Below are 10,646 nucleotides of genomic sequence, written 5' to 3' on the forward strand. Positions count from 1 at the left end.
CCGGTCGCCCGAGGCACGAGGGCGAAACCGCTCCTAGCCCGAGGTCGCCCTGAGCGGGATCACCCCGCCGCGGGGCTGGGGACGGCGGCGGCCGCGTTCGGCGATCAGCGAGCCCAGCACGCTGCGCAGCCGGTCCAGCTGCAGGGGCTTGGTCATGCAATCGTCGAAGCCCGCCTGCAGATAGCCCTCCACCTGATGCGACATCGCATTGGCGGTGAAGGCGACGATCGGCAGCAGCGTGGCGGGCGGCCGGGCGCCGGGCGCGGTCGCCCGCTCGGCTTCCCGGGCGCGGATCTGGCGCAGCACCGAGACACCGTCCAGATCCGGCATCGAGATGTCGAGGATCACCAGGTCGAAATCCTCGCGCTCATAGGCCCTGAGCGCCTCGGTCCCGTCGGGCACCAGCACCGCGGCGATGCCAAGCTGTCCCATCATCGCGCCCAGGATCATCCGGTTGGTGCGGTTGTCGTCGGCGGCCAGCACCCGCAGCCCCTGCAGGTCGGACGATCCGGTGACAACGGCGGGGTCGGGCGCGGCGTAGCGGATCTCGGGCATGTCGGTGCGCGGCACCGGCAGGAAGATATGCACCTCGGTGCCCTTGCCGATGGTCGATTTCAGCTCGATCGTGCCCTGCATCATCTCGACCAGGCGGCGGACGATGGGCATGCCCAGTCCGGTGCCGCCGAAGCGCCGGGCGATGGAGCTGTCGGCCTGGCTGAATTCCTCGAACACCTGCGCCATCTGCGCCTCGGTCATGCCGATGCCGGTGTCGCGGATCCGCAGGGTGACGCCCCGGGGCGAGGTGCAGTCGATATCCACCCCGACCGAGCCGGTCTCGGTGAACTTGACGGCGTTCGAGATGACATTGTGCAGGATCTGCAGGATGCGGTGGGGGTCGCCCAGCCGCGCGCCCTGGCCATCGCCGGTCAGCGTGACGCCGAACGAGATCTTCTTCTCCGAGGCTTTCAGCGTGTGCACCGATTCGATGCGCTGGGCCAGATCGGTCGGGATGAAGGGCACCGTCTCGATCTCGAGGAGGTCGGCCTCAATCTTCGACATGTCCAGCAGGTCGTTGATGATGCTCAGCAGCAGCGCGCCCGAATCGTGCATCACCTTGACCATGCGGCGCTGGTCGGCGTCGCTGACCAGCCGCTCCAGCACTTCCGCCACGCCGAGGACGCCGTTCAGCGGCGTGCGCATCTCGTGGCTCATCTTGGCCAGGAAATTCGACTTGGCGGCATTGGCGCGGTTGGCTTCCTCCAGCGCTTCCTGCCGTTCGCGGTCGGCGTGGACCTGGTCCGTGACGTCGAGCACCGCATAGACCACCCGCGCGGTCGAGGTCTCACCCCCCACCACCGGCGCGGCATGCACCGAGCAATAGCGCAGCCCGTCCGGGCAATGCAGCGCGAAGCGTTCGGCGGGCCAGGGCTGGCCGGTGGCGATGGTGTGGTCGAAGGGCGTGTCGCCCTTGACATAGGGCGTGCCGTCCTCGCGCGTGTAGCGCCAGCCGTCGTCGTCGTGGCGCTTGCCGATCATCTGTTCCAGCGAGACGCCCATCACCGTGACGGCCGCGTCATTGGCGAACTGGATCACGCCCTCTTCGTCGAAGACGATGATGCCCATCGCCGTGGTGGCCAGGATCGAGGACAGGAAGGCCCGTTCGCCCGCCAGCTCCGCCTGCGCGGCGCGGACCGCCAGTTCCTTTTCCCGCCTCAGCAGGACCGAGCAGATCACATCCGCCACCGATTGCAGCAGATAGACCTCGCCCGGCAGGAAGCCGTGGGTGTTGCGGACCCCGTCGAAGCCGACGAAGCCGTACATCTTGCCCTCGGACATCATCGGCACCAGCAGGATCGAACGGATCGCCTGCGATTCCAGCAGCTCGCGCGAGGGGGAGCCGGGCTCCAGCTCGGCCACGTCGGGGACGTTGAACTGCTCGCCGTGGTGCAGCGGTTCCAGGCTCGGGCCCAGCATCTCCATCGGCAGGGATTGGAGATGCTCCTTCATCGGCTCGATGCCTTCGGCGCACCATTCGTGGGTGTTATCCGATACCTCGCCGCGGTTCACGAAGACATAGGCGCGGTCGCGGACGCAATAATCGCCGATGCGCGAGATGGCTTCCTGCACCACCGCGTCGGTCTGGTCGATGGGCGCCCGCAGCAGGTCGTTGAGGATATCCACCACCAACGCCTGGATTCGGGTAAGCCGCGTCTCGTTGCTGATGATGTCATCACTCATGACTGTTGGTCCCGGCCCGTCCGACGTTATGTCCGGCTGATTGCCTGATCGGTTTGCCCAAAATTAGTTAATGATCTGTGTCCTGCACCCGGGGCTATGCAATTTGCGATGCAACCCACAGGTGAAGTGTGACCTTTCCTGTGCGATACGTCAATGATGGCGAGCGTTTGGGCCGGTTCTTGATGCGACGTAAAGCTTGGGCTAGCAGGTCAGCATCGCTTTAACCGGAGGCTGCCATGCAAGCGCCCCTCGATCCGGTCGATCTGACCGCCCGCCTGATCCGCTGTCCCTCGGTCACGCCCGAGGAGGGCGGGGCGCTGCGTCTGCTGGAGGCCGAGCTTTCGGCGGCGGGGTTCACCTGCACCCGCGTCGACCGCGGCGACACCGCCAATCTCTATGCCCGCTGGGGCGCGCGGGGCGCCAACCGCTCCTTCGGCTTCAACGGCCATACCGATGTGGTGCCGCCCGGCAATCCGGCGGAATGGCGCTTCGATCCGTTTTCGGCGACGCTGGCCGAGGGGCGGCTCTACGGCCGGGGCGCCTGTGACATGAAATCGGGCGTCGCGGCCTTCGTCGCGGCGGCGGTTGATTTCGTGCGCGAGACGCCGCCCGATGGCGCCGTCATCCTCGCCATCACCGGCGATGAGGAGGGGGATGCCACCGACGGCACCGTTGCGCTGCTGGACTGGATGGCGGCCGAGGGCGAGCGGATGAGCCATTGCATCGTCGGCGAGCCGACCTGCCCCGAGACCATGGGCGAGATGATGAAGAACGGCCGCCGGGGCTCGATGACCGCGCGGATCGAGGCGCGGGGTGTGCAGGGCCATGCCGCCTATCCGCATCGGGCGAGGAACCCGCTGCCCGCGCTGGTCCGGCTGCTGGACCGGCTGGCGAGCCATGAGCTGGATCAGGGCAACGCCCTTTTCGATCCCTCGACGCTGGCGCTGACCACGATCGACACCGGCAACCCGGCCACGAACGTGATCCCGGCCAAGGCCCGCGCCGTCCTGAACATCCGCTTCAACGACCTGCACAGTGGCGCCAGCCTGACCAGCTGGCTGGAGGGCGAGATCGCCTGGGTCACCGAGGAAACCGGCATCGACTTCTCGCTGGTGGTGAAGGTCTCGGGCGAGAGCTTCGTCACCGAGCCCGGCTGGTTCACCGATCTGGTGGCCGACGCGGTCGAGGCGGTCTGCGACCGCCGCCCGGCGCTGTCGACCACGGGCGGGACTTCGGACGCGCGGTTCATCAAGGACCATTGCCCGGTGGTGGAATTCGGGCTGGTCGGCCAGTCGATGCACAAGACCGACGAACATGTCGCCGTCGAGCATGTGCACCAGCTGAAAGCCGTCTACCGCCGGATGCTGGACGCTTACTTCGCCTGATCCCAGCCCATGATCGCCTCGATGGCCTCGTCCGCGGTTTCCACCATGCGAAACAGCGACAGGTCCTCGTGGGCGATGGTCCCGGCCTCGGCCAGCATCTCCCAGTTGACCACCTTTTCCCACCAGTCGCGGCCGAACAGCAGATAGGGGATCGGCTTCATCCGCCGCGTCTGGATCAGGGTCAGGGATTCGAACATCTCGTCCAGCGTGCCGAAGCCGCCGGGGAAGACGACGACCGCCTTGGCGCGCATCAGGAAATGCATCTTCCTCAGCGCGAAATAGTGGAAGTTGAAGCAGAGTTCCGGCGTGACATAGCGGTTGGGCGCCTGCTCGTGCGGCAGCACGATGTTGAGCCCGAGGGATTTTCCCCCTGCCTCGGCCGCGCCGCGGTTGCCTGCCTCCATCACGCCGGGGCCGCCGCCGGTGGCGATGATCCAGTCGTTGCCGCCCGCGGCCAGCGAAATCTCGGTCATCTTGCGGGCGAAGATCCGCGCTTCCTCGTAGTAATGCGACAGTGCGGCCAGTTGCGGGGTGCGCGCGCGGTCCTTGTTTTCAGGCGCGGGGATCCTTGCGCCGCCGAACAGCACCACGGTCGAGGTGACGCCGGCCTCGTTCATCGCCATCTCGGGCTTCAGCAGCTCCAGCTGCAGCCGCACCGGGCGCAATTCGTCGCGGCAGAGGAATTCCTCGTCAGCGAAGGCAAGGCGATAGGTGGGCGACAGCGTCTGCGGCGTGTCGGGCACCTGTTCGGCGGCCACGCGGTCCTCGTGGCTGCGGCGGAATGCGTGGCGGCGGTTGTCGCTCATCGTCTGACCCTTTCCTCCGTGGGATACCCTGACTATCGTCCCGGCGACGGGAAGACCAGTAACGGAGGCGGCGATGGACTGGCGGGCAGAGATCGAGGCGGCGGCCGGGCGCATTGCGGGCCATGTCCGCCGGACCCCGGTGATGGAGATCACGCTGGGCGGCTTTCCCATGGAAATCAAGCTGGAGCACCTGCAGCACACCGGCACCTTCAAGGCGCGCGGCGCCTTCAATTCGCTGATCAAGGGGCCGGTGCCTGGGGGGGGCGTCGTTGCGGCCTCGGGCGGGAACCACGGGGCGGCGGTGGGGTATGCGGCGGCGAGCCTGGGGATTCCGGCGCAGATCTTCGTGCCGGAAATGGCGGGTCCCGCCAAGATCGCGTTGATCGAGCGGACCGGGGCGGGGCTGACGGTGGTTCCGGGCCAATACGCCGACGCCCTGGAGGCGGCTCTGGCGCATGAGGCGAAGACCGGCGCCATGCAGGTCCATGCCTATGACGCGCCGGGGACGCTGGCCGGGCAGGGAACGCTGGCGCGGGAATGGGACGAGCAGGGGCTCACCGCCGATACGGTGCTGATCGCCGTGGGCGGCGGGGGCCTCATTGGCGGTGCGCTCGCTTGGTGGCAGGGCGCCCGCAAGGTGGTGGCGGTCGAGCCCGCGACCTCCTGCGCGCTGAACGCGGCGCTCGCGGCGGGCGGGCCGGTGGATGTCGATGTCTCGGGCGTTGCCGCCAATGCGCTGGGCGCCCGGCGGATCGGCGGGCTGTGTTACGGGCTGGCGGCGGGGCAGGGGGCCCCCTCCGTGCTGGTCACCGACGACGCGATCCTCGAGGCGCAGCGCCTCCTCTGGCGCGAGGCGCGGCTGCTGGTCGAACCGGCAGGCGCCACGGCCCTGGCCGCGCTTCTGTCCGGCGCCTATGTCCCGGCGCCGGGGGAGACGGTGGCGGTGCTGTTCTGCGGGGCGAACCCCGCGCCGGAACCGGTCTAGAGGTAGCGCCCGCCGCGTTGCAGGACCTCGATCTGATAGCCATCGGGGTCCGCGACGAAGAAGAACCGCGCGATGACCTCGCCCCCGGGGGCGAAATCGACCAGCTTGCGGGGGTTCAGCCCCGCGGCCTCGAACCTTGCGTGTTCGGCGGTCACATCCGCGACCGAGACGGCCAGATGGCCATAGCCATCGCCCAGTGCGTAGGGCTCGGTCCGGTCCTTGTTGACGGTCAGCTCCAGCTCGAACCCGGTTTCGGGGTTCGAGAGGTAAATCAGCGTGAAGGTCGGGAAATCCAGCCGGTCGGCGACCGTGAGCCCGAAGGTCGTTTCGTAGAACGCCAGCGAGCGCGCCTCGTCCAGCACGCGGATCATGGAATGGATCATCTTGGCCATGGGGGCTCCTTCCTGCGGTGTGCCCGGGGCTTCGCATGCCGGGCGGACGATGTCCAACCGGCTCAGAGGCTCTGCGCCTCGATCCCGGTGATGTCGGCGCGCGCCCGGATCAGCGCCTCGAGCGCCGCGCTGAGGGGTTCGGTCGCGGGGCGGGTGTCGATGCGCTTGAACCAGCGCCGGATGAAGGGCCGGGTCGGGTCGAGAAAAACCCGATGCTGCACGGGCTTCTGGAAATCGTCGCTGTGGCAGCCGACCATCAGGCGAAACCCGCCGTCATGGACGATATCCAGCGCGATGCCCCAATCCTCGACCACCGGAGCCCCGACGCGGTATCCGGCGCGGGTCAGCCCCTCGGCGACGAAGGCGGCCAGATCGGCGGCAAAGATCCCGGGGTTGATGAAGGCCTCGCCGCCCTCGGCCTCCTCCGGCCTGCGGCGGAAGGCCTCGCAGAAAAAGGTGAAATCGCTGTGCATCGGGCCTCCTGCCGGGTGGTTCTGCAGCCCCCGGCGGCGGCAAGAAGGCGCAGCCGGGAACGTTGTTTGTCCCCGTCGCCCATTGTATAGGCAACCGGGAAAACGCACCCGGAGAGAGCCCCATGTCGAACGCCGCACTCGAAACCGCCATCGAAGCCGCCTGGGAGGCCCGTGACGGCATCACCCCGGCCACGAAGGGCGAGACCCGCGACGCCATCGAGGCGACGCTGGCGGCGCTGGATTCGGGCTCGCTCCGGGTTGCGGAACGCGGCGCGGACGGCAGCTGGCACGTCAACCAATGGGCCAAGAAGGCGGTCCTGCTGGGCTTCCGCCTGCAGGACATGGATGTGCAGAGCGGCGGCCCGCAGGGCAGCAGCTGGTGGGACAAGGTCGACAGCAAGTTCAAGGGCTGGGACGCGGCGCAGTGGAAGACCGCAGGCTTCCGCGCCGTCCCCAACTGCATCGTGCGCAAATCGGCCTATATCGCCCCGGGCGTGGTGCTGATGCCGTCCTTCGTGAACCTCGGCGCCTATGTCGACTCGGGCACCATGGTGGACACCTGGGCGACCGTCGGCTCCTGCGCGCAGATCGGCAAGAACGTCCACCTCTCGGGCGGCGTCGGCATCGGCGGCGTGCTGGAGCCGATGCAGGCGGGCCCGACGATCATCGAGGACAATTGCTTCATCGGCGCGCGCTCGGAGGTGGTCGAGGGCTGCATCGTGCGCGAGGGCTCGGTGCTGGGCATGGGCGTGTTCATCGGCAAGTCGACCAAGATCGTCGACCGCGAGACGGGCGAGGTCATGTATGGCGAAGTGCCGGCGGGCTCGGTCGTGGTGGCGGGCTCGATGCCGTCGAAGGGCGGCGTCAACCTTTACTGCGCGGTGATCGTGAAGCGCGTGGACGCACAGACCCGCTCGAAAACCTCGATCAACGAACTGCTGCGCGACTGATCCGCGACGCAGGGCCGGAAAGCCGCTGAGCGGATTTCGGCCGGACGGGAACTTTTTCCGGCGCGGGTGGTTAACACCGCAAGCGCCGGGACTGGCCCGGCGCCCCGTTACCGAATGGGGGATTATCATGACCGGACTTGGATGGATCGCAGCGATCGTCATCGGGGCCATCGCTGGTTGGCTCGCCGAGCAATTCATGCGCTCGAACATGGGCATCCTGATGAACATCATCCTGGGCATCGGCGGGGCGCTGATCCTGAACGCCATCCTGATGGCGGTCATGGGCAGCACGCTGGGTGGCTGGATCGGGCAGCTGATCGTCGGTTTCATCGGCGCCTGCCTGCTGATCGCGCTGGCCCGGATGCTGCGCCGCGCGGCCTGATCCGCGCCTGAGGATTTCGGCCCAAGGGCCGGATACCCCCCCCGGACGCTGACCTCGTGCGTCCGGGGGGTTTCTTTTTACCCGGGTAGATTGATGGCGCAGGCGCCCGCCCGCCGATGCGTGTTTACGCCTTGGGCGCGTCCGGCCAAGCGCTCGGGTCGGTGTCCAGATCGGGGAATTTCGCCGGATCGAAGACCGGGCGCTTGACCCCGGATTTCAGCTGATCGCGGTAATCGTTGATGATCCGCAGCGCCACCGGGAACAGCATCATCAGCGCCAGCAGGTTGACCACCGCGAGAATGCCCATCATCGGGTCCGAGAACGAGAAGACAAAGGTCGCGCCCGGTGCCACGGCGCCCAGGAACACGATCGCCATGATCGCGACGCGCAGCGCGTTCTGGGCCATCTTGCTGTTGGTCAGGAAGCTCAGCGCATTCTCGCCCAGGTAGTAATTGTACATGATCGACGAGAACGAGAAGAGGAAGATCGCCGCCGTCAGGTAGTACTGCGCCCAGGAACCGACATGGCTGACCATGGATTGCTGGGTCAGGATCACCCCGTCCACACCGTCCGCGCCCGGCACATAGACATCACCCAGCAGGATGATGAACGCGGTGCAGGAACAGATCAGGATCGTGTCGATGAATACCGAAAAGCTCTGCGTGATGCCCTGACTGACCGGGTGACGCACGTAAGCGGTCGCCGCCACGTTGGGCGCGGATCCAAGCCCCGCCTCGTTCGAGAAGAGACCCCGGCGCAGACCCTGCGCGATCGCCGCACCGACGCCGCCCGCGACGGCCTCGCGGAAACCGAAGGCATTGGCGACGATGTCGATGATCACGCCCGGCAGGCTGGTCAGGTTTATCACGATGATCAGCAGCGCCATGGCCAGATAGCCGATGGCCATGACCGGGACGATGACATCGGCGGCCTTGGCGATCCGGTGAATGCCGCCAAAGACGATGATCCCGGTTGCGAGGGACAGCGCGATGCCGGTGTAAAGCCGCGGAATGGACAGGCTGTCGAGAGCCGCGCCCGCCACGGTGTTGCCCTGAAACGCATTGAAGCCGATGGCGAAGGACGCGATCAGGCAGACGGAATAGATGACCGCCAGCCAGCGATAATTCGCGCCAAGACCATGGATGATCGAGCGCGCCGGGCCCCCGCGATAATCGCCGCCCGGCTCGGTGCGCTTGTAGAGCTGCGCCAGCGTTGCCTCGATCAGCGCCGAGCACATGCCGACCAGCGCAATCGCCCACATCCAGAAGACCGCCCCCGGCCCGCCGGCCGTGATGGCCACCGCCACACCCGCGATATTGCCGCCGCCGACGCGTCCCCCGACCGAGACGAACAGCGCGGCGCGCGCGCTGATCTTGCTGGGGTCCGCATCCGTGTCGCTGCGAAGGACGCGGAACATGCGCTTGAAGAAACGAAACTGCACGAAGCCGCTGGCAATCGTGAAGAACACGCCAAGGACGACGAGGAAGGGGATCAGCGCCCAGCCCCAGGTAAGATCATTGATCGCGTTGAAGATTGTATCGAGAAAACCCATCCGCTTGTCCCTTCTGGCAGTAGCCGCCTTGTCGGCGTCGGGCAGGCCTTTGGGCGTTGCCTGTCCCGTTCCGGCCTCGAACCTTTGGCCCGACACTGCGTCGAACTGTCACAGCTTAGGCGGAAACCTGCGGGACAGACAAGGAATAGCCGATTTTTTGACCGCCCCCTGGGAAAATGACCGGACAGGCGGACAGCCTGCCCAGCAATTGCGCAATTGGTCGGGTGCGGGATGCGTCTGCGCGCTCAGCCCTTTGCGGGTTTCTCGCCCACCGGGCCGCCCGCGGCCTTCCAGCCGCCGAAGCCGTCGGTGATGTGCATGACGTTCTTCAGCCCCATTTCCTGCGCGACCTTGGCCGAGAGCGCCGAGCGCCAGCCCGAGGCACAATAGAACACGATCCGGTTGCCGGTCTGGAACTGCGGCTTGGCATAGGGGCTTTCCGGGTCGATCCAGAATTCCAGCATGCCGCGCGGGCAGTGAAAGGCCCCGGGGATCATCCCCTCACGTTCCAGCTCGCGCGGGTCGCGCAGATCGACGAAGGTGACGCCCTCGGTCCCGTGCAGCGCCAGCAGTTCGGCCGCCGGGGCGTGGTCGATCACCGCATTGGCCTCGGCCACCATGTCCTTGACGCGTTTCATGGCATTCCTCCTCAGTTCGGCGCAGCCAATCACGCGGGATGCGGCGAGGCAACCCGTCTGCTATCGTCGTAAACCGGGTGTTAGCCTTTCTGGCGCTTATGCTGGGGCGACATGTCCGGTCGTGGTGGTGTTCTGTCATGCTGACCTCGTTTCCCGTTCGCCTTGCCCTCTCGCCCGTCCTGCTGCCGCAGGCCGTCGCGGTGCGGCTGCGTGCCCTCGCGCTGCCCGAGCCGCCGGGGCCGCGACAGGGGGTGACGGGGCAGGGCCCGGTGCTGCGGCTGCTGGTCCTTGGCGATTCCTCGGCCGCCGGGGTTGGCGTGGGCGCGCAGGACGAGGCGCTGGCAGGGCGGTTGGTCGCCGATCTCGCCCGGGATTTCACCGTGCACTGGCGGCTGGAGGCGCGGACCGGTGCTACGTCGGCCCAGACGCTGGAGCGGCTCGTGCAGCTCGACCTCGGCCGGATCGACGTGGCGGTGACGGCGCTGGGCGTGAATGACGTGACGCATCAGGTCTCGCCCGCGCGGTTCCGGGACCGGCAGCGCGCCATCGCCGCCTATCTGTTGCGCCACGGTGCGCAGCAGGTCTGGCGCACGGGCTTGCCGCCGATGGAGCGGTTCCCGCTGCTGCCCCGCCCCCTGCGCAACGTGCTGGGCGCGCAGGCCCGCAAGCTCGACCGCGTGCTCGAGGCCGATTCGATCGTCCCCCTGCACCGCCTGCCCTTCGATCCTGCGCAACTGGACCCGGCGCTGCTGGCCCGCGACGGCTTCCACCCGGGCCCGGCGATCTATGCGGAATGGGCCCGAAAGCTGGCGCGCGAGATCCGTCTGCGGGCCTAGGGCCGAAAC

11 protein-coding genes are annotated in these 10,646 nt (G+C 67.4%); 5 read left to right on the forward strand and 6 right to left on the reverse strand.

From position 1 onward, the window contains the following. Nucleotides 1-33 precede the first annotated feature (33 nt). Nucleotides 34-2,238, reverse strand: coding sequence for an ATP-binding protein (locus VDQ18_RS20860; RefSeq protein ID WP_323022800.1), 2,205 nt, complete (start codon nucleotides 2,236-2,238; stop codon nucleotides 34-36). Nucleotides 2,239-2,474: 236 nt separating this feature from the next. On the opposite strand from VDQ18_RS20860, the gene dapE reads away from it, so the two are divergent. Beyond that, nucleotides 2,475-3,623, forward strand: coding sequence for a succinyl-diaminopimelate desuccinylase (gene dapE / locus VDQ18_RS20865; protein WP_323022801.1), 1,149 nt, complete (start codon nucleotides 2,475-2,477; stop codon nucleotides 3,621-3,623). On the opposite strand, the gene VDQ18_RS20870 is transcribed toward dapE, so the two are convergent. Next, nucleotides 3,611-4,429, reverse strand: coding sequence for a TIGR00730 family Rossman fold protein (locus tag VDQ18_RS20870; protein WP_323022802.1), 819 nt, complete (start codon nucleotides 4,427-4,429; stop codon nucleotides 3,611-3,613). The two genes, dapE and VDQ18_RS20870, sit on opposite strands and share 13 nt — an antisense overlap. A 73-nt stretch (nucleotides 4,430-4,502) precedes the next feature. Here VDQ18_RS20870 and VDQ18_RS20875 point away from each other — a divergent pair, with 73 nt between their 5' ends. Continuing rightward, a complete protein-coding gene (locus VDQ18_RS20875; RefSeq protein ID WP_323022803.1) occupies nucleotides 4,503-5,414 on the forward strand; it encodes a serine/threonine dehydratase in 912 nt (303 codons plus the stop codon). Here the strand turns inward: VDQ18_RS20875 and VDQ18_RS20880 are convergent. Both VDQ18_RS20880 and VDQ18_RS20885 read right to left on the reverse strand, forming a co-directional pair. Further along, nucleotides 5,411-5,806 carry a VOC family protein gene (locus tag VDQ18_RS20880; protein ID WP_323022804.1) on the reverse strand — a complete coding sequence of 132 codons (396 nt, stop codon included), beginning with the start codon at nucleotides 5,804-5,806 and terminating at the stop codon, nucleotides 5,411-5,413. The two genes, VDQ18_RS20875 and VDQ18_RS20880, sit on opposite strands and share 4 nt — an antisense overlap. A 62-nt stretch (nucleotides 5,807-5,868) precedes the next feature. Further along, nucleotides 5,869-6,279, reverse strand: a complete 411-nt coding sequence (locus VDQ18_RS20885; protein WP_323022805.1) for a hypothetical protein — start codon at nucleotides 6,277-6,279, stop codon at nucleotides 5,869-5,871. Nucleotides 6,280-6,401: 122 nt separating this feature from the next. Here VDQ18_RS20885 and dapD point away from each other — a divergent pair, with 122 nt between their 5' ends. Beyond that, the gene (gene dapD, locus VDQ18_RS20890; RefSeq protein WP_323022806.1) at nucleotides 6,402-7,229 is read left to right on the forward strand and encodes a 2,3,4,5-tetrahydropyridine-2,6-dicarboxylate N-succinyltransferase; all 828 of its coding nucleotides are present in this window, start codon (nucleotides 6,402-6,404) and stop codon (nucleotides 7,227-7,229) included. 127 nt (nucleotides 7,230-7,356) lie between these two features. After that, entirely contained in the window at nucleotides 7,357-7,611 is a 255-nt protein-coding gene (locus VDQ18_RS20895) for a GlsB/YeaQ/YmgE family stress response membrane protein (RefSeq protein ID WP_107753598.1), read from the forward strand. A gap of 124 nt (nucleotides 7,612-7,735) precedes the next feature. Here VDQ18_RS20895 and VDQ18_RS20900 read toward each other — a convergent pair whose 3' ends face one another. Next, nucleotides 7,736-9,163, reverse strand: coding sequence for an alanine/glycine:cation symporter family protein (locus tag VDQ18_RS20900; protein ID WP_323022807.1), 1,428 nt, complete (start codon nucleotides 9,161-9,163; stop codon nucleotides 7,736-7,738). Nucleotides 9,164-9,408: 245 nt separating this feature from the next. Further along, on the reverse strand, nucleotides 9,409-9,801 hold the full coding sequence (locus VDQ18_RS20905) for a rhodanese-like domain-containing protein (RefSeq protein WP_323022808.1): 393 nt from the start codon (nucleotides 9,799-9,801) through the stop codon (nucleotides 9,409-9,411). Between the two features lie 137 nt (nucleotides 9,802-9,938). Between VDQ18_RS20905 and VDQ18_RS20910 the strand changes: the two genes are divergently transcribed. After that, complete coding sequence (locus VDQ18_RS20910; protein ID WP_323022809.1) at nucleotides 9,939-10,637, forward strand: SGNH/GDSL hydrolase family protein; 699 nt, start codon at nucleotides 9,939-9,941, stop codon at nucleotides 10,635-10,637. Nucleotides 10,638-10,646: the final 9 nt, after the last annotated feature.

The sequence above is a fragment of the Pararhodobacter sp. genome, assembly GCF_034676075.1.
Lineage (GTDB): Bacteria > Pseudomonadota > Alphaproteobacteria > Rhodobacterales > Rhodobacteraceae > Pararhodobacter.